Annotated in this window: 24 protein-coding genes; 3 read left to right on the top strand and 21 right to left on the bottom strand. The window is 54.7% G+C overall.

The features are described 5' to 3' along the window. Nucleotides 1-16 precede the first annotated feature (16 nt). The 5 genes from NMQ00_RS04600 to NMQ00_RS04580 all read right to left on the bottom strand — a co-directional run bounded on the left by NMQ00_RS04600 (nt 17) and on the right by NMQ00_RS04580 (nt 4,590). The gene (locus tag NMQ00_RS04600) at nt 17-1,345 is read right to left on the bottom strand and encodes a coiled-coil domain-containing protein (RefSeq protein WP_255178139.1); all 1,329 of its coding nucleotides are present in this window, start codon (nt 1,343-1,345) and stop codon (nt 17-19) included. Between the two features lie 123 nt (nt 1,346-1,468). Next, nucleotides 1,469-2,761, bottom strand: a complete 1,293-nt coding sequence (locus NMQ00_RS04595; protein WP_152567749.1) for a methyl-accepting chemotaxis protein — start codon at nt 2,759-2,761, stop codon at nt 1,469-1,471. Between the two features lie 123 nt (nt 2,762-2,884). Next, nucleotides 2,885-3,208, bottom strand: coding sequence for a hypothetical protein (locus NMQ00_RS04590; protein WP_255178138.1), 324 nt, complete (start codon nt 3,206-3,208; stop codon nt 2,885-2,887). 10 nt (nt 3,209-3,218) lie between these two features. Then, nucleotides 3,219-4,046, bottom strand: coding sequence for a GNAT family N-acetyltransferase (locus tag NMQ00_RS04585; protein ID WP_255178137.1), 828 nt, complete (start codon nt 4,044-4,046; stop codon nt 3,219-3,221). Nucleotides 4,047-4,104: 58 nt separating this feature from the next. Beyond that, nucleotides 4,105-4,590, bottom strand: a complete 486-nt coding sequence (locus NMQ00_RS04580) for a hypothetical protein (protein ID WP_255178136.1) — start codon at nt 4,588-4,590, stop codon at nt 4,105-4,107. A gap of 156 nt (nt 4,591-4,746) precedes the next feature. On the opposite strand from NMQ00_RS04580, the gene NMQ00_RS04575 reads away from it, so the two are divergent. Next, nucleotides 4,747-5,244 carry a hypothetical protein gene (locus NMQ00_RS04575; protein ID WP_131435339.1) on the top strand — a complete coding sequence of 166 codons (498 nt, stop codon included), beginning with the start codon at nt 4,747-4,749 and terminating at the stop codon, nt 5,242-5,244. A gap of 31 nt (nt 5,245-5,275) precedes the next feature. Here NMQ00_RS04575 and NMQ00_RS04570 read toward each other — a convergent pair whose 3' ends face one another. The 3 genes from NMQ00_RS04570 to NMQ00_RS04560 form a co-directional block, all read right to left on the bottom strand. Then, nucleotides 5,276-5,569, bottom strand: coding sequence for a putative quinol monooxygenase (locus NMQ00_RS04570; protein ID WP_255178135.1), 294 nt, complete (start codon nt 5,567-5,569; stop codon nt 5,276-5,278). A gap of 2 nt (nt 5,570-5,571) precedes the next feature. After that, a complete protein-coding gene (locus NMQ00_RS04565; protein WP_255178134.1) occupies nt 5,572-6,525 on the bottom strand; it encodes a DMT family transporter in 954 nt (317 codons plus the stop codon). Between the two features lie 99 nt (nt 6,526-6,624). Further along, nucleotides 6,625-7,485 carry a YitT family protein gene (locus NMQ00_RS04560; protein WP_255178133.1) on the bottom strand — a complete coding sequence of 287 codons (861 nt, stop codon included), beginning with the start codon at nt 7,483-7,485 and terminating at the stop codon, nt 6,625-6,627. Nucleotides 7,486-7,646: 161 nt separating this feature from the next. Here NMQ00_RS04560 and NMQ00_RS04555 point away from each other — a divergent pair, with 161 nt between their 5' ends. Then, nucleotides 7,647-8,561, top strand: coding sequence for a YitT family protein (locus NMQ00_RS04555; protein WP_255178132.1), 915 nt, complete (start codon nt 7,647-7,649; stop codon nt 8,559-8,561). 31 nt (nt 8,562-8,592) lie between these two features. On the opposite strand, the gene NMQ00_RS04550 is transcribed toward NMQ00_RS04555, so the two are convergent. The 12 genes from NMQ00_RS04550 to NMQ00_RS04495 all read right to left on the bottom strand — a co-directional run bounded on the left by NMQ00_RS04550 (nt 8,593) and on the right by NMQ00_RS04495 (nt 16,443). Then, on the bottom strand, nt 8,593-8,934 hold the full coding sequence (locus tag NMQ00_RS04550; protein WP_255178131.1) for a GGDEF domain-containing protein: 342 nt from the start codon (nt 8,932-8,934) through the stop codon (nt 8,593-8,595). After that, nucleotides 8,903-9,649, bottom strand: coding sequence for a hypothetical protein (locus NMQ00_RS04545; RefSeq protein ID WP_255178130.1), 747 nt, complete (start codon nt 9,647-9,649; stop codon nt 8,903-8,905). The genes NMQ00_RS04550 and NMQ00_RS04545 overlap by 32 nt, the downstream gene beginning before the upstream one ends. Before the next feature lie 101 nt (nt 9,650-9,750). Beyond that, nucleotides 9,751-9,978 carry a carbon storage regulator CsrA gene (gene csrA, locus NMQ00_RS04540; RefSeq protein WP_255178129.1) on the bottom strand — a complete coding sequence of 76 codons (228 nt, stop codon included), beginning with the start codon at nt 9,976-9,978 and terminating at the stop codon, nt 9,751-9,753. Continuing rightward, nucleotides 9,978-10,415: a flagellar assembly protein FliW gene (gene fliW / locus NMQ00_RS04535; RefSeq protein WP_255178128.1), complete on the bottom strand. Its 438-nt coding sequence runs from the start codon at nt 10,413-10,415 to the stop codon at nt 9,978-9,980. The genes csrA and fliW overlap by 1 nt, the downstream gene beginning before the upstream one ends. Before the next feature lie 15 nt (nt 10,416-10,430). Further along, a complete protein-coding gene (locus tag NMQ00_RS04530; RefSeq protein WP_255178127.1) occupies nt 10,431-11,006 on the bottom strand; it encodes a DUF6470 family protein in 576 nt (191 codons plus the stop codon). Nucleotides 11,007-11,012: 6 nt separating this feature from the next. Then, nucleotides 11,013-11,951 (bottom strand): flagellar hook-associated protein FlgL, encoded by a 939-nt coding sequence (gene flgL, locus NMQ00_RS04525; RefSeq protein WP_255178126.1) that lies wholly within the window; start codon nt 11,949-11,951, stop codon nt 11,013-11,015. Nucleotides 11,952-11,957: 6 nt separating this feature from the next. Continuing rightward, nucleotides 11,958-13,460: a flagellar hook-associated protein FlgK gene (gene flgK, locus NMQ00_RS04520; RefSeq protein ID WP_255178125.1), complete on the bottom strand. Its 1,503-nt coding sequence runs from the start codon at nt 13,458-13,460 to the stop codon at nt 11,958-11,960. Between the two features lie 12 nt (nt 13,461-13,472). Then, nucleotides 13,473-13,829 carry a flagellar export chaperone FlgN gene (flgN, locus tag NMQ00_RS04515; protein ID WP_255178124.1) on the bottom strand — a complete coding sequence of 119 codons (357 nt, stop codon included), beginning with the start codon at nt 13,827-13,829 and terminating at the stop codon, nt 13,473-13,475. A gap of 112 nt (nt 13,830-13,941) precedes the next feature. Next, on the bottom strand, nt 13,942-14,193 hold the full coding sequence (locus NMQ00_RS04510; protein WP_255178123.1) for a flagellar biosynthesis anti-sigma factor FlgM: 252 nt from the start codon (nt 14,191-14,193) through the stop codon (nt 13,942-13,944). A 24-nt stretch (nt 14,194-14,217) separates the two neighbouring features. Further along, the gene (locus NMQ00_RS04505) at nt 14,218-14,562 is read right to left on the bottom strand and encodes a flagellar protein (RefSeq protein WP_255178122.1); all 345 of its coding nucleotides are present in this window, start codon (nt 14,560-14,562) and stop codon (nt 14,218-14,220) included. A 58-nt stretch (nt 14,563-14,620) separates the two neighbouring features. Beyond that, on the bottom strand, nt 14,621-15,289 hold the full coding sequence (locus tag NMQ00_RS04500) for a ComFC family protein (protein WP_255178121.1): 669 nt from the start codon (nt 15,287-15,289) through the stop codon (nt 14,621-14,623). Next, entirely contained in the window at nt 15,286-16,443 is a 1,158-nt protein-coding gene (locus NMQ00_RS04495; protein ID WP_255178120.1) for a helicase-related protein, read from the bottom strand. The genes NMQ00_RS04500 and NMQ00_RS04495 overlap by 4 nt, the downstream gene beginning before the upstream one ends. 183 nt (nt 16,444-16,626) lie before the next feature. Between NMQ00_RS04495 and NMQ00_RS04490 the strand changes: the two genes are divergently transcribed. Further along, nucleotides 16,627-17,370, top strand: coding sequence for a hypothetical protein (locus NMQ00_RS04490; RefSeq protein WP_255178119.1), 744 nt, complete (start codon nt 16,627-16,629; stop codon nt 17,368-17,370). A 185-nt stretch (nt 17,371-17,555) separates the two neighbouring features. Here NMQ00_RS04490 and treC read toward each other — a convergent pair whose 3' ends face one another. Next, nucleotides 17,556-19,190: an alpha,alpha-phosphotrehalase gene (gene treC, locus NMQ00_RS04485; RefSeq protein WP_255178118.1), complete on the bottom strand. Its 1,635-nt coding sequence runs from the start codon at nt 19,188-19,190 to the stop codon at nt 17,556-17,558. Between the last annotated feature and the right edge of the window lie 75 nt (nt 19,191-19,265).

Below are 19,265 nucleotides of genomic sequence, written 5' to 3'. Positions count from 1 at the left end.
ATCTTCTTTGCAACTTTTATTGATTTTTTAGCCATTCAATCACTCGCGACTGACTTAATCGATGATTCCCATCTTTTGTCCGGCTAATGCGATACACACGGTAACCCGTTTGTTCTTTTTTTATATATAGACGGCCCGGCACATGATGAGATGATCCCCATCCATATTCCTGGTACGTTGTCGTTCTCACTTTGACGCTGTTCGGTCGAAACGTCACGTTCCCGGTATGCCATCCAAGTGAGAGTTCATAAAGTGCTGCATCCACACCTGTCTGCTCTTGTTCGGACAATTCCAAATAGTCTTTTTCGAATTCTGGCTCTACGAGTATGTTCGGGATACTCCCACCGATACGACGGCCGAGCCGCTTTTTTAGGCGAGTCTCTTTTTGCATATACTTCTTCTTGTCCGAACTCCACTGTTTCATCATTTCATCGTATTCGCGATTGATTTCCTCTTTTTCAAGTTCTACCGCTGTTCGTTTTTCAAGTTCTTCACTAAACAATGAATATGCTTCTTCTTGTTCTTGTCGACTCGCTTGTAGTTGCTTTTGAAGCCGCTCACTCTCTTGGATAGAAAACTGAATCTGTTTTTCTTGAGACGCGACGTCATGAAGCAAATGCTGCTTCTCTCTAACTAAGTTTTCACGTACCAATTCCATTTGTGCGACTATTTGATCAAGCTCCATTTTTTGATGCTGCACTTTTTGTTGCTCTTCTTCGTAGTGTTTATTCCGTTCATGAACTGCCCGCTCTCGCGCTTCAATCTCTTCAATACGCGTCTCCGCTTTATGAATCTGCGCCTTGAAGAGTTCTTTCGCATTAGCTTGAAGATCATCGTCATACAGTTGCGATGTCATGTTTTTTATTTGATCTTCCAGCTGTTGTTTCTCCACAACAAATTGTCGCAATTTTGTTTTTTGTTTTATTACCTCTTCTTGAAGATGCGCTTCCCTTGTCTTTGACTCGTCTACTTTAAACAACAATTGCTGAACCGCAAGGCGACTTTTCATGACGACTTCTTCTTTCGCTTGAAGTTCATGATGTAACGTTTCAATCCGATTCACTTTTTCACGCAGCGTTTGTTGAAAACGAGCTTGTTGATCTAAGCGTTGTGTATCGTCATGTTGGTATAAGCGAGTAATGAGTTCTTGAATAACGAGATCATGCTTCCTTAGCTTGTCTTCCACTTCACGGGTTTGCCTCCGAAACGCGATGACTCGCTTTTCTTGAGCCATCCAATCAGCTAACGCTTGACCTAGCATCGAATCCATTCCTCGCATCCACTTTTCTATGTGAGTGGTGGTAATTTCACTCCATCGCTTTAGTTGTTCTCCTAAATCATTCATAGTTTAGTGCCCACCTAATCTTTAGACTTATTTTTTATGTATATCAATTCAATTAAACAAAGTAGATATTACTTTTTAAATAGAGAACGAATTAAAAACGACCCATCTCTGGGCCGCTCCTCCTTACGCTTCCACCTTCACTTGCTCCGTCTCGTTCTGCAAACTCTCCGCGACACGGACGAGCTCCGTCATCGCGCCGTTCACTTCACCGAGACTGGCCGCCTGTTGGCTTGCCGCTGACGTGACTTCTGTCGCGTAGCGTGACGCCTCTTCGACCATGCCGACGATGCCGGCCGAGTTCGTGACGACCGAGTCGATCTGGCCACGCGACTCATCCAAAAGCGCATCGACCGAATGGACGTGGCTGTACACTTCGTTCGCCGAGTTGTGGATCGACGCGAACGCACCGCCCGCCTTCTCGACGAGACCGACACCCGTCTCCACTTCCGCTTTCACGTTCGCCATCGATGACGACGTGTCCCCAACTAAACGTTTGACGTCGACAATCAAATCCGTGATCTCTTGCGTCGAGTTCGCCGTCTGTTCAGCGAGCTTCTTGACCTCGGCCGCTACGACCGCGAAGCCGCGTCCATGCTCTCCGGCGCGTGCCGCTTCGATTGACGCGTTCAAGGCGAGCAAGTTCGTCTGTGCTGAGATATCGCTGATGACGTCTGTAATACGCGAGATTTCGCCTGTCATCTCTGTCAACTTGCTGTTGAGCGTCGACGACTGCTCAACTTTGCCAGCAATCGCATGCATCGCATCGACCGACGACGAGGCGAGGCCTTTACCGCTCTCGGCCTCTTGTTGCATCTCGCTCGCTGATTCGAGCGCAGAACCCATCTCTTGACGGATGTTCTCCATCGTCCGGGCGACGGCACCGAGCAGATCCATCGAACTGTACGTCGCATTGACGTTATCTTCGAGCATCTTGTTCAACGCATCCATCGCTTGACGGATGTTCTCACCGGCGATATTCCCTTCTTGAACCGCTGCCGCAATCTCTTGCGCCGAACCGGTGAGCTGGTCCGCCGTGTAGCGCATGTTCGTCCCTTGTTCACGCAGGTGTCCGACCATGTTGTCCATCGACAGGAGCAGACGTCCCATCTCCGAACGGTCTGTCGTCGTTTCGCTCGCGAACACGACCGTCAAATCGCCATTGCCGACCTCGACCGCCTTGTCCGACGCCGATTCGATCGCCTTGAGCGGGCGACGGGCGATCAAGTAGATGACAGCTCCGCCTAACCCTGAGATGAGCAACGCCACGGCCGTCCCGACGAGCATGACCTGTCCTTTCGCCATCTCAAGCTCCGTGAGCAATAAGAGCGTGATCCAGCCGACCGCTCCGCCCGTAATAAAGGATGTGACCAAAATCCAAGCGAGCAGTTGGGTCGTAAAGTTTTTGAATAGCTTCACTATGAGTTCCTCCTCTGTGTAATTCATCACCTACTATATCGTCCGATTGCCAGCTTTTGTATAGCGTTTTCAGTTGAAGTTTTGGTCAATGAAAAAACGCCCTCGTCACCGAGAGCGTCCAGATTAAAAACGGTCGTCTTCTTTTGACATGTGCACTTGTTCGCGCGGGGTCATGAGCGCGTCGATTGCGAGCGCAATCGCGGCCGCCCAGTGTAGCATCATGCCGAGGAACGGGATGAACCCGAGCACCGACGCCGTGATGCCGACGATCGGCCCAACCGAAATCCGTTTCAGTCGTGTGATCGACATGACGAGCACGACAATGTGGAACACGAGCATGAACCCGAGCGGCGTATAACCCATACTGATGATGAACAGCCCACCGAGCGCCGGGATACCGAGCAGCGCCTCAAAAGCGGCACCCATCCATTTCAAATTCCGAACCATTTGTCTCACCTCACAGTTCTAACAAATAAAACTCATACCCGCCGTTTTCCGCGAACCCGGCCCGCTTGTAGATCTCGAGCGCGGCCTTGTTTTCTGTCTCGACGTCGAGCTCGAGTTTCGTCCGGCCCATGCGGAACATCTGCTGGACCATCTGTTTCAACATCTTCGTGCCGTAGCCCTTGCCTTGCTCGTCCGCCTTGACGCCGAACGCGTGGATGCTGCCGGCATCTTCGCCGGCGAGCAGGGCACGGATGATCCCGACAGGACGGCCTTCGACCTCACCGATGTACGTCACGCGGTCCGGCGTGTCGATCTGTTGATAGATGTTCTCCGTCACGTCGAGCGGGTCGCCGAACGCCTCACTGAGCGTCTCGATGATGAGCGGACGGTCGGCATCGGTCGCCTCGCGGAGTGACACCTCGTCCGGTTTCAAGAACAGCTCGGCTTTTTTGAGCACCAAATTGTATTCCGAGAACTGATACGCCGCGCCAAGACGATCGATGACCGCTTTGCCGTCCTTCGATTTGCGGTCGATGACGAACGTGAACGCCTCACAACCGTTCTGTTTCGCATCCTGCTTTGCCGCCTCCAAAAGTGCCGTGAAGACGCCTTGTTTCCGGAAGTCCGGATGTACGAGCGCGTTCACTTCATACTCGTTCGGGAGATACGGGAAAAGCACCATATACCCGACGAGCGTATCATCGTCATAGACGGCGTAGTCGTTCTGACCGACCGCCACGTGTCCGAGTTTCACGTCAATCTTGTCAAAGTCATTGACCGCTGCCTCGAGCGCCGCCACCTGTTCTGCTTGTCTCACTTCTTCTACTGTCCAATTCATGAAATCACCTCACGTCATATTGTAGCATAATCGAAAAAGCCCGCCGTAGCGGGCAGACTCATAACGTACGGAACTCGAGCTCCGGAAGCGTCTCGAGCAGCTCTGAGATCTCCTCCGTGTGCGCCTCGGCGCCCGGGACAGCCTCGGTCGGTTCGACCCAGAAGAACGTCTTGTCGCTCGCACCAAGGTAGTTGCCATAGCCGATTTCCTGTGCGAACGCCTCTTCCGATAGTTCACGGTCAATCAAGTCCAAATGGAACAACAACTGGTCGTCGCCGTCCTCGACGTTATAGAAGAGGTCGAACGTGCCATAGCTGTTTTTGTCGCCGACATCGACGACGTCCTGTGCCTTCTCAATATAGACGTCCCCACGCTCGATCGCCTCGACAATCTTTGATGGGAGGATGATCTCATAACCGAGCTCCCGGTCACGGATCGTCTGCGTCGTATCGTCAGTCCGTCCCCGGGACGAGACGACACCGACCGTTGCGACGAGGGCGCCCGTCACGCCGAGCGCGACCGCCCATTTCATTGTTTTGTTCATATGGATTCACTCCTCTTTAGTCTAGCCATGAGACGATTATCGCACAAAATGACCTTAAATCATTAAATATTCTGAAAAAATGTTTAGGGATGCGTTGACGCACGTTCCGCAATCCCATACGATAAAAGTATCGTATTATAGAAAAGAGGAACCGACATGTCAAACGAACAACAATTGTCACGCGCACAGCTCGACGCGCTCTTAAAGAACGTCTTCGCCCTTCAAATCCCGGTCATCGAGAAGTTCATGACCGACTTGTTCAAAAAGTACGTCTCGACGGCGTCCACGTTCAAACAGGACATGGACACGATGAAAGCGACAGATTGGCATAAACAGTTCTTCGGCCAGAAAGTGATGCCGCACTTGTTCATCGAGAACCTCGGCTTCGGCGCGTCGTTCCGTCACCAGGAACAAGACAAAGTTGTCAAAATCCCGGACAACATGACGGTCGTGAAACCGGACTCGGACGACCAGATCGAAGAGATTCTGCAAAACCTCGACAAGACGCTCGCGTCGATGGACGGGATCAAAAACAAAGGACTCGTCAAAAAGTTCTATAAAGAGACGCTCGAACTCATCTGTCAGCTCGGTAGCCGTACCGGGATGATGGACGAGTTTTATGAGAAAGTCAAAGGCAGCTTGACGAAAGCTTGACCCGCCATCCACGTCCTCGGACGTGGATTTTTTAATGGCCGTTCCTCGGCTCGAACACGGCCAAACGCTCGATGTTGGCCAGAATCGGCCGTGCCTTCCCAATCAACGTCTTTGTCGTCTCGAGCGACAGCGACTGTTGATGCGCCTCCATACTCGCCCACACCTCATAGACGACGATCGACTCGTCATCGAGCGAGACGTTCACTCGGTATGTTTCGCACGTCGGCTCTCGTTCCATCGCCGTAGCCGCCTCAAGCAAGATTGCGAGCAGTGTCTCACGCTCGCCCGGAACGGCCGTCAATTTTCCGATCAATCCATAGGACATGTTTATCCCTCCTTGTCATATCGATTCGCCGCCGGCACCAGACTCTCCTTCACGTTGAACTGGCTGCGGCTATGCAGCACGACGCCGACCATGACGAGCGAGATGCCGACGAGCGACAGCCCGGACGGCAGATGCGCCTGAAGGAAAATCAACTCCCCGATAAGCGCGAACAACACCTCGAGCGCCTGGGTCGCCTCGACCGTGGCGAGTTTCCCCATATCGTGTTTGACGAGGTCGGTCGCCTTGAAGAAGAGTACCGTCGCAACGACTCCGGACAAGAGCGCGACGAGAAGCGTCTGCGTCAGTTGCGAGCTCGTGGGTGCCCCCGTCGTCAGCCCGTAGCCGCACAACAGGAGCCAGACTGGGAGCGAGCCGATGCACATGCCGAGGATACGCTCGAACACGTCAAGATCAGTGTGGGCCATCATCTTGCGGTTGCCTAGCGGATAGGCGAAGGCGGCGATCAATACCGGCACCACCCCGATCCACAGGAAGCGCGGTTCGAAGTCGGCGAGGAACTCGACTTGCATCAAGACGACGCCGAACAGGATGATGCCGGAAAAACGTAGCGCCGTCCACGGGATCTGTTCCTGCGTCCCGTCATTCCGACGGAAGAGCGGTGACAACAGCGCCCCGGCGATAATCGTCACTTGCCACGTACCGGCGATGAGCCAAGGCGGGGCGACCTCGGCGGCGAGACAGATCGGGACGTAAAACAGACCAAAGCCGACCGTCCCCCAGACGAGCCACGGCCACGGCTCACCGACGATGGCGCGGCGCACCCGCGTCATGCCACCTCGGAGATAAACGACGATCATGAGCAGTGGGATCATGAATAGGAAACGGAGCGAGGCGCTATACGCCCAACTGCCCCCGCCGACCTGCATCGATTCATTCAACACGAACGTGCTCGCGAAAAACAAGGCGGCGAGCACACCTAATATTAGCGGACGCATACGTTCTCTCCTTTCTGAATCCCGACTTGTTCCCTATCCGTCGCCTGTTTCCCTGCCTCAAATAAAAAAATCAAGCAGCGCCCGGCTGCTTGATTCGTCTCAATGGATATCTCGTTTTCGGAAATTTCCGCCTTTGACCTCTGACACCTCGTACACGACGACGAACGCCTCCGGGTCGACTTGGTTGATGATTTCTTTCATCTTCCGCTCCTCGAGCCGGTTGATGACGCACGTGATCTCGTAATAGCACTCTTTCGAGTAGGCGCCTTGGATCTGGTTGAGCGTGGCGCTCCGGCCGAGCCGGTCCCGCACCGTCTCGACCATGACGTCCGGTACACTCGTGATGATTTTGAACGTCTTCGCGCCGCTCAGGCCCTCCTCGACGATATGAATCACTTTCGAGGCGATGAAGTAAGCGATGGCCGATAGCACCGCTCCTTGTAGGCCGAACACCGTCGAGACGACGATGAAGACGAACACGTTCAAGAAGAGAATCAAGTCGCTCGTCCCGAACGGCAACTTCCGTGATAACAGGACGGCCAGCATGTCGATGCCGTCGAGCGCGCCCCCGTTCCGGAGCGACAGCCCCATCCCGAGTCCGAGGATGATCCCGCCGACGACCGTGACGAGGAGCGTGTCCCCATCGATGATCGTCGGGACGTGGTGCATGACAAGCGTCCCGATCGAGAGCGAGGCGATGCCGGTGACCGACAGGATCGCGAAGCTCTTCCCAATCTGTTTATAGCCGAGGTAGACGAACGGGATGTTCAGAATTCCGAGGAACACGCCGAGCGGGACACCGGTCAGTTGGGAGACGACGATGCTGATGCCGGTGATGCCCCCGTCCGATACGCTATTCGGAATCAACACCGACTCGAGGCCGTACGCCGCGATCATCCCGCCGATGATATTCATAATGATTTGAAAGCCCATCAGCCAGGCTCGATTGTCACGTTTCATGAATCATGTCCTCCTTCAAAAATCAACTTTCCTAGTCTAGCATAAAATAATAGTAAAATAACATATACGATATCGACAAAAACTTGTGTCAGATTGTCTGCCGCTTCTGCTTCCTACCGCGTGAGGTTTGCTATACTAAAAAGAAAAAAGGAGTGACCCCGATGCAGCGTCCACCGATGCCTTCCCCATCTCCAGAAGAAGTGCTCCGTTTGAAACGTGAACACAATCCGATCAAACCGACCGAACTCCTCGCCAAGGGGCTGCTCCTGTTGATTGGTTCCTTCATCTTCGCCATCGGGCTCGAGGCGTTCCTCGTCCCGAACCAAATCATCGACGGCGGCATCGTCGGCGTCTCGATCATCACGTCGTATTTGACGGAGACGAAACTCGCCATCTGGCTCATCCTGTTCAACTTGCCGTTCATCTACTTCGGCTATCGCCAGATCGGGAAGACGTTCGCCGTCGTCACGTTGATCGCCATCATGCTCATGTCGGGCTTCACGATCTTGCTCCACACGATCGAACCGTTCACTGACGACCTGCTCTTGTCGACCGTCTTCGGCGGCTTCCTGCTCGGGGCCGGCATCGGGCTCGTCATCCGGGCCGGCGGGTCGCTCGACGGGACCGAAATCTTAGCCGTGTCGTTCACGGACCGGCTCCCGTTCTCCGTCGGTGAGATCGTCATGTTCTTCAACATCTTCATCCTCGGGACGGCCGGGTTCGTCTTCAGCTGGGACCGGGCGATGTACTCGCTCATCACGTACTTCGTCGCCTTCAAGACGATCGATATCGTCCTCGAGGGGCTCGACCAGTCGAAAGCGGCGTGGATCATCACGACGGCGCCGGATGACGTCGGTCAGGCCATCATGGACCGGCTCGGCCGCGGCGTAACGTATCTGCACGGCGAAGGGGCCTACACGGGCGACGGCAAGAAAGTCGTCTTCACCGTCATCAGCCGACTCGAAGAGACGAAACTGAAAGACATCCTCGACGACTATGACGAGAAGGCGTTCCTCGCCATCGGCAATATCCATGACGTCCGGGGCGGCCAGTTCAAAAAGAAAAATATCCACTAAAAAAATCGATCCTCTGGGACCGATTTTTTGTTTACCCGATTTTTGCTTGGTCGCGCCCGCTCGACTTGGCGTGATAGAGGGCGGCGTCGGCCCGTTCGAAGACGAGCGTGCCCGGCTCGGCCCCGGCGAGCGAGGCCCCGAGCGACACCGTCATCGGAATCTCTGTCCCTTCGAACGAGAACCGCGTGTCCCGGACGACCGTGACGACGTTGTCGGCAATCGACCTCACATCGTCCACGTCCTCGAGCACCATCAAAAACTCTTCCCCGCCGTAACGGCCGACGAAGCCGTCGTCCGGACAGTTGGCCCGTAACGTTTGGGCGATGTGGTGAAGCGCTGCGTCACCGGCCCGATGCCCATATGTATCGTTCAACTGTTTGAACCGGTCGACGTCGATGACGAACAGCGCCCAAGGGAAGACCCGACATCTCGACCTCGTTCAACCGTTCGAGCGTCATATACCGGTTCGGGAGCCCGGTCAGCTCGTCGATCGTCGCCCGCTGCGTATGCAGCCGGAACATGCGCAGATGCGTCTCGATCTGTTTTGCGACCCAGTAGCACATCCAGCCGCCGAGGAACGTGATCGCAAAATACGGCAAGAATACCGTCGTGAACGCGTGCATCGGGACGTTGCCAGCGATTCGGAACAAGACGAGCACAGTCCCGAACACGAGATAGGCCGAGTATAGGTGGCCCCGCCGGAGCACGAGTCGACTCAACCCGAGCGACAAGACGAGGAACAGCCCGAGCGTGCCGAACGAATGGACGAGTTGCTCGGTCATGCCGTCGAGGGCGAAGCGGCCGAGGAGCGTCAGTCCGATGGTGACGGCGACCCCGACCGGCCCGGCATAGGTGGCCGACAGCGCGAGCGGGATGATTCGCATGTCGACCCGCGCCTCCCCGACTTGGAACGAGTTGACCGTCAACAGCACGGCCGCGAGCCCCATGGCGAGACCGAACCAGGTCCGAACCGCGTAGGGCGAACCCGTCTGAATCGGCAACAGCTGACGCATGAGATACAGCGTCAGCGACAAGACGAGATAGATGATACTGATATTGATGAAAAAGATGTTGATGACTTGACCCAAACTATCTCGTCCTTTCCCGCTATTTCATTCTCCTATCCTATCGTACGAAAGTGACACATGTCACCCCATCCAAATTTTAGGCCAGCTAAAAAGCCGAAAGCTCACGCTTCCGACTTGTTTTTAAGCATTTGTTTCATCAAGTTGGCACTGTCGCGGGCCGACTCGTTCTCGACTTGCATCTGGACATATACCTCATGCCGATGGATGTCGATGTGACGCGGGGCGTCGATGCCGAGCTTGACCTGGTCGCCTTCGATGGCGAGCACGGTGAGCGTCACATCGTCGCCGATGTGGATCGCCTCACCTTGTTTTCGTTTCAATACGAGCATCAGCGCACCTCTGCTTTCTGGCCGCCAAGCGGGAACCGGGCCGGGTAGACGTCGTCCAAGATGACTTGCTTCCCACGGCGCTCTTTCGTCTCGATGACGATCGGTGCCTTCAAGTTTAGCGTCGAGGCGTCGAACGGCTCACGGAGCGTCACGATGGCATACACCGAGACGTGCTCCGCCTCGTCGATACCGAGCTGTCCTTTCGCGCCGTCGCTCAATTCAAACGCATAATCCGACTTGTGCCAGAACGGGTTCGTCACGACGAAAGCGCAGGCCGGGTCCTCGAGCGACTGGAGCGACCAGAACGGGAGCTCGTCCCCATACGGGATGAGGGTGAACGTCTTCGAGTCCGGGAAGCCAGGAATCTCGCTGACGAACGAGATCGTCTCTTCTTCATTTACTTCGATCTTGCCAAAATAGTCTGTCTCAATGAACATGGGTTGTCCTCACTTTCAACGCGTCTCATCATACATGCCACCGACCGGCCACATCTCGAGCGACGCTTGTTGACGGAGCGAGATGTCCGTCGTCCATGGCGTGAACGAGATGTCGGCCGGGGTGAGTGATACATCAATCTGTGCCGGCGTCAGATTCCACTCGATTTTGACATCCGCCGGCGTATACGTCAACTTCACGCGGTCGAGCGACTTCGGCATGAAGTCCATGTCGACGACCGGATACGGGTCATTCACTTTACTCGCGGCGATGCCCGGGATCGGATTGCCGTTCTCGATGCGCATGAGTTGATCGCCTTCTTGGGCCGCTTGGCTCGTCGCCTCGCGCACGCCTTGTTCGCCGAGCTGGCCGAAGTAGCGGCCGAGCTCGAGCGCGCCTTTCAAGTTGCTCTCACTGCGGGCGACCGATGAATCGACTTCGAGCGTCCCTTGTCTCGTCTGTTGCGTCATCTCGACCTTGCCTTGCGTCATCGACAAATCGGCCCGCCCTTGTCTCATCTCGAGCACGGGGCGGTTCGACGTCATCTGGATCGCGGCTTGCGTCTGCCGCATCTCAAGTCTCGCCAGGTTCATCCGGGCTTACCTGAGGAAGTCGAGGAGCGTCGGCTGGATGATCCTGGCCCCGGCCGATAGTGCGGCCCGGTGTACCGTTTCATGGGATTTGAGCTCCATGATGACACGTTCGATATCGATATCTTCATTGTTCGACATGATCGTCTTCGCGATGATTTCGTGGTCTTGGAGACGGTTGTCGACGAGTTCAAGCCGGTTTGCGCGAGCCCCGAGTTCAGCCCGCTCTGTGATCAAGCTTTGCCCGAGTGTATCGAGCGTACCGAGCATTGTCGAGAAGTCTTGCCCGGTCTTCGTCGGGTCTTGAAGCGCCAAACTCAAGTCACGCAACCCTTTGAACAGTTCTTCACCGAAGACGGTTTCCGGCTGCATGTTCACTTGAACCGTGATCCCTTTTGACACTTCAAATTTGATTTCACCGCTAGCGGCGGGAACAGCCCCGCTCTCATAAATATCGGCAACAGGCGCATCTGGATCCGTACTCGCCAAATAGGCTTTCAAACTCTCGATATCGATGAGTGGAGCATCCGTCTTCGTCCCGTTATAAATGTATTTCTCGCCGGCTTTCGAGTTCGCGAGCGAACCAATATGTTCGACGAGTTGGTCAATCTCGCTCTTAATAATTTGACGTTGTGACGATTCATACGTATCGTTCGCCGCTTGCGTCGTCAGTTCACGAATCCGTTTGACGGCTTCCGTCACTTCATTCAACGTTGAATCCGTCAAATCCATCCAGCTCGTCGCCTCACTGACGTTGCGACGGAATTGATCGACTTCACGCACCTCCGTCCGATAGCGGATGCCTTGCATCGCCACGACCGGGTCCTCAGACGCTTTTTGAATTCGCTTCCCGCTGATGAGTTGCTCTTGGACACGAGCGAGCGTATTATAGCTACTTGATAAATGTTTCAAATTCGTCTGTGTGAGCATCGTCTGTGTAACACGCATTATTTATTACCTCCCTACGACACCCATGCCGTTAATAATTTTGTCGAGCATCTCGTCAACAGCCGTTATGTTCCGCGCCGCCGCATTATAAGCGTGCTGGTACTGAATCATCATCGTCATCTCTTCGTCGAGTGAGACAGCGCTCACCGATTGGCGGCGCTGATCCGAACTCGCCATGAGCGCGAACGTACTCTTCGCGAGACTACCGCTTTGGCTAGCCGATACCGCCATATTGCCGATGATGTTTTGATAATATTTACCAATTGAGGCATTCGTCGTGACCGATCCATCAGTGAATGACAATACTTGATTTTTTAAATCAGCGAGTGCCAATGCTCCACTGCCATCTCCTATATTGCCATCTTTCGAGGCAGCAATTAAGTCAAGGTTCTTCATAATCGCATCCCCGACAGCAATATCTGCGGCACTCGTCATATTTTTAAAAAATTGATTCGTACCAGCGACACCTGCTCCATCGATATTGCCGCTGTGTGCGGTATTGAAGGCAGTTGCGAATTGAAGCGCCATCGCATCTAAGTCTTTCAACATGACAGTGAATGCGCCGTCAACCCCTTCACTTTCATTTTCACCATACATCTCGACAAGTGCTTTCAACTTCCCGTTCGGAATATCAGCGTGAGTTAGCATTGTCACCGTACCTGCTGCATTTGTTAATTCGAGGCCGTCAAATTTCCCGACCCCTCCTCCGATGGCGTCAACAAGCTTCACATTATTCGGCGCCTCTTTCGTTCCGATATTAACGACGATATCAATCCGTCCCTCGGCCATCAGTTGCGAGTTACCGCGTTTTTCGCCGTTCAAGTAATCGATCGGTTTGCGATCGAACTCGATATATTGGGCGAGTTCGTCCATATAGCGGTCGCGCTCGTCATACAGTTCGTTCGGGAGAACCCCAATCGGCTCAGCATCCCCGATTTGACGATTGACTTCACTAATCTTCTTCAAAAGATCGTTCACTTTCTTGATGACGACGTCGGCTTCTGATTTCAAATCATCTTGTACTTTCGTGAGCGAAGACGACATATAGTTGAATGTCTCCGTGAGCGTCATCGCCCGTTGACGCACGACACTGCGCGCGCCGGTGTCGTCCGGGTTGACCGACAAATCTTGGAGCGAGCCCCAAAACAAGTCAAGTGCTTTTGCAAGCCCGTTCTCCGATGGTTCGTTGATGATGTCTTCCATGCGACCGAATGCCGCTTCTTTCGTCGCGTAAAACGAATTTTTCACTTTCTCGTCACGGTACTGTTGATCAATCATCAAGTCACGGATCCGGGCGAGCGTCTCGCCACGGACACCTGTCCCGAACTGCCCGGCCTTCGTTCCCCCGAAGTTGACGCTGAGTTGTTCGGTCATGCCGAGCGACAAGCGTTGGCGCGAGTAACCCGGGTTCGAGGCGTTGGCGACGTTGTTCCCTGTCGCCTGGAGCGCCCATTGGTGCGTCGTCAAACTGCGGCGCGCCGTCTCTAATCCCATAAATGTTGAGCCCATCAAACTTCCTCCTTATACATCCCGGCTGAACGAGCGCGTCTCGAGCGCTTGTTGGCCGTACGTGAAATCATCTGCCTCTGGCATGAGCATGTCCAAATGCCATTCAATATACCGGAGCGACTGTTCGAGCAAGACGGCGTTCAATTCGTTCTGCCGTTTGAGCTCGAGGACGACCGGTCGTAACGCTTCCTTCTCTTCATCGTCCAAATGATACGTTCCTTGAAGTCGTTCCGCCTCTTTTTGTTTGATTTGTCGGACGAGTGTCGCTTCTTCCTTGACGAGCGCGCTAAAAGCGGGCATATCTCCGTTGACGAGCAAGCGTTCTTTGTCATAAGCGAGTTCGAGCAAGCGTGTATGTAATGTGAGCATAAGTCTCTCCTTTTTCCAAAAAAAGAGCCGACTAAAGAAAGGGTGTCCCTTGTTTAGTCAGCTTCCGTGCCATCATATTTATGCGAAGGTCTCCCTCGGACCCCGCTTTCATTCATCCTTGTAGAAAGCGTTTGGCGATTTCGCGCGCGTCCCGTGCATACGTCCCGGCATTAATCTCCGCCTTCAAGGCGTTGATCTTCTCCAGACGCTCCGGATGTTTCACCGGTTCTTCAAACCGGGCGCGGGCTTCGGCCGATATCGATAGTTGGTCCGTTTGGCGTGTCAGCTCGGGCTTCGTCTCAGGTTGCGTTTTCTTCTCATAAGTGTTCGGTAAGTGTACCCACTTTGCAGAATCGATGCGCATACGTGTCCCCCCTCTTCTCAGTTGTTAATCCAAACGATAAGCGCGAGCGCTTTGTTTCGTGACGGTGGCTTGTAGCCCTTTCAGTTCTTGCTGCATGTCGGTCTGACAACCCGCGCATACCTTTCCTTGGTTCGTCGGATTGCCGCAACGGATGCAGGCGATGTTCAGTGACGGGTTGTCTTTGATGATCAGGCGTCCTTCCTGGATGTATCGCGTGATATCAAGTTCGGAGACGTTCGTCGCTTCGACGAGGGCTCCGATCGTCGTCTGTTTGTTGGCGGGTTCGCGGATGAAGTCCCGGACTTTCAAGAAGTTTTGGAAATCGACTTCCGCACAGGATGGGCAGTAAGGCGAGCGGCTTTGTTTCATGAACAGCCGTCCGCACGTTTGACAAGTTGTTGCTTCCACAGTCATTCACCTCTGCCCTTTATATCGGACGCATTTTTGATTTGTTTAGCGTCCGGAACAGGCAAACGGCAGAAACTTGTTCTACCCCGGCCTGACGCAAGGTGAGCGCCGCCTGATGGAGCGTCGTCCCGGTCGTGTAGACGTCGTCGACGAGGACAATTTTGCCACAGCGCGGCAACTGCTGTACAGTGAACGGATTCGTACGGTGCCGCCTTTCTTCTTTCCCAAGTTCACGCTGACTTGAAACCTCGGTTTTTACGAGCACCTGTTTCGTCGGCCCGATCATCTGGGCGAGCACCTCCGCCTGATTAAAACGCCGCGTCCGCAACCGCTCCTCGCTGAGCGGGATTGGCACATAGACGGCACCTGGTTCCCGCGTCTTCCGGAGTACCGAGCGCATCTGATTCGCCAAGGCGACATCACCGCCGAATTTATAGCGATGGAGCCAATTTGCGCCCGCCTCGTCATAGGCGAAGAGCGAGCGGACGGTCAAGTCGAGCCCGAGACCGAGCCAACGGACGCAGTCGTCACACGTCGCCCCATCCTCGGTCGGATGCCCACAGCGCGGACAACCCGGTTCAAGCGGCGTGAACATGGCGTCACAGTCCGGGCAGACCCAGTCATATTTTAATAATGTCGCCGGGCTCCACGGGACGGCGAACGGTTTCCGACAGACGAGACAGTTCATCGCCGGTTTGCCTCCTCGATTTCGCGGATGGCCCGGTCTTGCCGGAACGTGCGCTCGTGATAGAAGAAGACGACGTCCCCGGTCGGTGCGTCAGGTTTCCGTCCGGCCCGACCCGCCATCTGGATGAGGGCGCGGGACGAGAACAAGGCGTGACTGCTGTCGAGGATGGCGACGTGGACCCCGGTCACGGTCATGCCCCGCTCCCAAATCGACGTCGCGAGCACGATTCCGCTCTTCGCCTGCAGCCATTCGAGCACGTCCGTCCGCTCGCCCGTGTCGGCCGAGACGGCCTTGTATACGAATCCGTACACTTCAAGCAGTTCGCCATAGCGGATGAGGTCCGGCTTCGTCGGGACGAACAACAAACGTGGGGACCCATCGTATCGCCGACAGAAGTCGAGGATGGCCTGCTCCGTCTCACGGACGAGCCGTGGCACGGGCAGGTCATGGCCATGGTAGCGGCGCGACAGATGCACGGTCGGGAACTGACGTTGCCAGACGGTCGGTGTCGCCGTCACGAACAGAAATAGACCTTTTCCGGCTCGGCGGAGCATCCACCAGAGTGCTAGGTCGAAGGCGAACGGGAAAGCATCAGACTCATCGACGAGGACGTAATCGAACACATGTCGTAAATTCAAGAGCAACGGCGCTGTCGCGACCGTGATCATCCCAATCGTGTCCTTATCCCCACCCCCATAGCGCCGCGTGATCGGGACGGAGAAGGCCGTCTCGAGCCGGTCGGCCCATTCGATGGCGACGTCACGCCGCGGGGAGACGATGAGGACACGCTTCCCGTCATTCACGACGCGCGCGATGACGGGGAACGTCATCTCTGTCTTCCCGGCACCGCAGACGGCGTAAACGAGTCCGCTCGTCCGTGCTTCCCACCAATCGAGCAGTTGGCGGCTCACACGTCTTTGATTGGCCGACAGTTCGAACGGCATGACGAGTTCCGTCGATTCGACCGGTGTCGTGACATCTTCTTCCTGAAGACGGTCACATTGACAGACACGACCGAGATGGAGGCAATTCCGGCAATAGCGGCACGCACCGTGGTGGCATGTGAATGAACGCGTGTCCGCACTTAGACAGCGCTGGCAGACGCCGAAGCGGATGGCAGGAGTTCCGTTTGATGACACGATCAGTTGGCCCATAAGATCAGTCCTTTTTCTATTGACGCTAGCATATTACCATCACATCCACATGTCCTGTTCGTCGATGGAACAACGACGGATAACGATGGGATGTCCACTCATATCATGCTGTAGACCGAGGTGAAAGTTGAAACGATTGACTATACTGAAAATAGACCATTTATTGGAAATGAGGAGAAAATCATGTTCAAACGACCCATCCACAACATCTTGACCGGTTTAGGTATGCTCGGGGTCTTCTGCTTCGGATGGTGGTGCTGGTATGTCTTTGACGGGAGCGACAAAGCTGAGCAACGCGCAATCGAAGCAGCAGAGGAGTATGTTCACGTCACGTATCCGGACTTGTCGCTTCACGTAGCGGATGTCATGTACTTATCGCTATACGACCCAAAATATTATGTGACGATGACTTCTCGTACAAGCACCGATACCGAGTTCGTGATACGAATCACCCGAAGCGGAAAAGTCGTCGATGACAGCTATGAAGAAGATGTCGTGTCAAAGGAAAACACACACCAACGGATCAGTGACGCTTATAACGCTGCTGTTCAACAGTTCATCGCACCAAGCTTTTCAGACCGCATCGATTTCATGGTTGAGCTCCCTAGTTCAACGTGGAGCGACGAGGTGGAGCTGGCGATTGATACGAATGACTTGCAAATCGATCAACCCGTCGACGTCGAGTTTTATGGGGCGCGCTACGGTCTCCTCTTCCTTCATGCGGAAGATCAATCCTATACCTTTGAAGAAGTGATGGGTTTACTGCGTGACGTGAAACGTGTCGCTGACGAGAACAGTGTTCCCTTCCATGCCATCACGCTGCAAATCACGGTAGATGGCATCGAACGTTATGCGGAAGGAATTCGATATAGCGACCTCGACTCCCCTCATCTTTTAGCACGCCTAAAGCAACGTTTGAACGACTAAAAAGGTTCCTCCAACGACCCGGAGGAACCTTTTATCTCACCCACCTTAGACGTTGATGTAGAGTAAATCCTATCCACATGTTCCTCGACAGGCTCGAGGGACACCTCTATTGGAACGATCCCCATTTTGAGAGTCCCTCATTCGGCAACTAAAAGGAGGCGCCCGCATGGAACGCCTCCTGACACTCAATGTTGTTTGTAGAACATGATCGCCTCGTACGCCCGGAGCGACAACGTCGTCCCGTCGAGCTGGGGCACGTCATAGTTATGGCTGACGACCTCGGCCTGCGTGAAACCTGCCGGGATCTCATACGTCGTCTCGGGCCCGTAGAAGTTGGCGACGACGAGCACTTCCTCGTCTGCCGTCTTCCGCGTGTATGCCCAGACGTCGAGCGCGTCCGGTGTGAGGAGCGTGTAGTCCCCGTCCGTCAACACGTCGAACTCTTTCCGGAGCGAGATCAAGTTCTTGTAGTGGTAGAACACCGAGTTCGGGTCGTCGAGCGCCGTCTCGACGTTGACGTCCGTATAGTTCGGCGCCACGTTGATCCACGGCGTCCCGCTCGTGAAGCCGGCGTGCGGCGTCGCGTCCCACTGCATCGGCGTCCGCGAGTTGTCCCGCGACTTCTGTTTGATGGCGGCCATCATGTCCTCATGGGACACGCCCTGTTCGCGCTTCAAGTTATAGGCGTTGAGCGTCTCGATGTCACGATACTCGTCGAGCGAGTCGAAGCCCGGGTTCGTCATCCCGATTTCCTCGCCCTGATAAATATATGGCGTCCCTTGAAGACCATGGAGCACTGTCGCGAGCATCTTCGCGCTCTCGACACGGTGGTCGGTGTCGTTGCCGAAGCGGCTGACGACGCGCGGTTGGTCGTGGTTGCACCAGAAGATGGCGTTCCATCCCTTGCCGTGCATCCCTTCCTGCCACGTCGACATGATGTCTTTCAATTGGATGAAATCGAACGGGGCAGCGACGAACTTCTCGCCGTTCGGATAGTCGACTTTCAAGTGATGGAAGCTGAACGTCATGCTGAGCTCGCGCTCGTCCGGGCTCGAGTAACGGACGCAATGGTCGAGCGTCGTCGACGACATCTCGCCGACCGTGATGACATCGTGGCCGTCGAACACTTCGCGGTTCATCTCTTTCAAGTACTCATGGATGCGCGGACCGTCTGTGTAGAACTTGCGGCCGTCCGAGTCGTCTTCCGGAAACTCTTGCTGCTTCGAGATCAAGTTGATGACGTCGAGGCGGAACCCTTTGATGCCCTTGTCACGCCAGAAGCGCATCATCTCATAGACGTCCTCGCGCATCTGCTCGTTCTCCCAGTTCAAGTCGGCCTGGGTCACGTCGAACAAGTGGAGGTAATATTGGCCGCTCTTCTCGTCATACTTCCAGGCGTTGCCGCCGAACTTCGACTCCCAGTTCGTCGGCTCGTCGCGCCAGATGTAATAGTCGCGGTAGCGCTCGTCGCCGGCGAGCGACTTCTGGAACCACTCATGCTCGGTCGACGAGTGGTTGACGACGATGTCCATCATGAGCCCGATACCACGCGCCTCGGCCTCACGGACGAGCTCATCGAGGTCGTCCATCGTCCCGTACGAAGGGTCGATCGCGTAATAGTCGCTGACGTCGTAGCCGTTATCGTTTTGCGGCGACTTGTACACCGGCGTCATCCAGATATATTCGATGCCAAGCTCGGCCAAATAATCGAGCTTCGCCGTCACCCCTTTGATGGAGCCGGTGGCATTGCCTTCCGGGCTATAGAAGCTTTTCGGATAGATTTGATAGACGACGGATTTGCGCCAGTTTGATGGTGTCATAAGTGTAGTCTCCTTTTGTAAGAGTTTTCATTTGTACAGGAAAAGGGGAAGAACCTCCGTCCCTCCCCTTGTCAG

The sequence above is a fragment of the Exiguobacterium aurantiacum genome, assembly GCF_024362205.1.
GTDB classification, from domain to species: Bacteria; Bacillota; Bacilli; order Exiguobacteriales; family Exiguobacteriaceae; genus Exiguobacterium; species Exiguobacterium aurantiacum_B.
The sequence above is the reverse complement of the archived record's forward strand: the minus strand, read 5'-3'. Positions and strand labels throughout refer to the sequence as shown.

Excerpts from the sequence above, each read along its gene's own strand:
- NMQ00_RS04600 (WP_255178139.1), bottom strand. The coding sequence starts at position 1,345 with ATGAATGATTTAGGAGAACAACTAAAGCGATGGAGTGAAATTACCACC.
- NMQ00_RS04590 (WP_255178138.1), bottom strand. The coding sequence starts at position 3,208 with ATGGTTCGGAATTTGAAATGGATGGGTGCCGCTTTTGAGGCGCTGCTC.
- NMQ00_RS04585 (WP_255178137.1), bottom strand. The coding sequence starts at position 4,046 with ATGAATTGGACAGTAGAAGAAGTGAGACAAGCAGAACAGGTGGCGGCG.
- NMQ00_RS04580 (WP_255178136.1), bottom strand. The coding sequence starts at position 4,590 with ATGAACAAAACAATGAAATGGGCGGTCGCGCTCGGCGTGACGGGCGCC.
- NMQ00_RS04575 (WP_131435339.1), top strand. The coding sequence starts at position 4,747 with ATGTCAAACGAACAACAATTGTCACGCGCACAGCTCGACGCGCTCTTA.
- NMQ00_RS04570 (WP_255178135.1), bottom strand. The coding sequence starts at position 5,569 with ATGTCCTATGGATTGATCGGAAAATTGACGGCCGTTCCGGGCGAGCGT.
- NMQ00_RS04565 (WP_255178134.1), bottom strand. The coding sequence starts at position 6,525 with ATGCGTCCGCTAATATTAGGTGTGCTCGCCGCCTTGTTTTTCGCGAGC.
- NMQ00_RS04560 (WP_255178133.1), bottom strand. The coding sequence starts at position 7,485 with ATGAAACGTGACAATCGAGCCTGGCTGATGGGCTTTCAAATCATTATG.
- NMQ00_RS04555 (WP_255178132.1), top strand. The coding sequence starts at position 7,647 with ATGCAGCGTCCACCGATGCCTTCCCCATCTCCAGAAGAAGTGCTCCGT.
- csrA (WP_255178129.1), bottom strand. The coding sequence starts at position 9,978 with ATGCTCGTATTGAAACGAAAACAAGGTGAGGCGATCCACATCGGCGAC.
- fliW (WP_255178128.1), bottom strand. The coding sequence starts at position 10,415 with ATGTTCATTGAGACAGACTATTTTGGCAAGATCGAAGTAAATGAAGAA.
- NMQ00_RS04530 (WP_255178127.1), bottom strand. The coding sequence starts at position 11,006 with ATGAACCTGGCGAGACTTGAGATGCGGCAGACGCAAGCCGCGATCCAG.
- flgL (WP_255178126.1), bottom strand. The coding sequence starts at position 11,951 with ATGCGTGTTACACAGACGATGCTCACACAGACGAATTTGAAACATTTA.
- flgK (WP_255178125.1), bottom strand. The coding sequence starts at position 13,460 with ATGGGCTCAACATTTATGGGATTAGAGACGGCGCGCCGCAGTTTGACG.
- flgN (WP_255178124.1), bottom strand. The coding sequence starts at position 13,829 with ATGCTCACATTACATACACGCTTGCTCGAACTCGCTTATGACAAAGAA.
- NMQ00_RS04510 (WP_255178123.1), bottom strand. The coding sequence starts at position 14,193 with ATGCGCATCGATTCTGCAAAGTGGGTACACTTACCGAACACTTATGAG.
- NMQ00_RS04505 (WP_255178122.1), bottom strand. The coding sequence starts at position 14,562 with ATGAAACAAAGCCGCTCGCCTTACTGCCCATCCTGTGCGGAAGTCGAT.
- NMQ00_RS04500 (WP_255178121.1), bottom strand. The coding sequence starts at position 15,289 with ATGAACTGTCTCGTCTGTCGGAAACCGTTCGCCGTCCCGTGGAGCCCG.
- NMQ00_RS04495 (WP_255178120.1), bottom strand. The coding sequence starts at position 16,443 with ATGGGCCAACTGATCGTGTCATCAAACGGAACTCCTGCCATCCGCTTC.
- NMQ00_RS04490 (WP_255178119.1), top strand. The coding sequence starts at position 16,627 with ATGTTCAAACGACCCATCCACAACATCTTGACCGGTTTAGGTATGCTC.
- treC (WP_255178118.1), bottom strand. The coding sequence starts at position 19,190 with ATGACACCATCAAACTGGCGCAAATCCGTCGTCTATCAAATCTATCCG.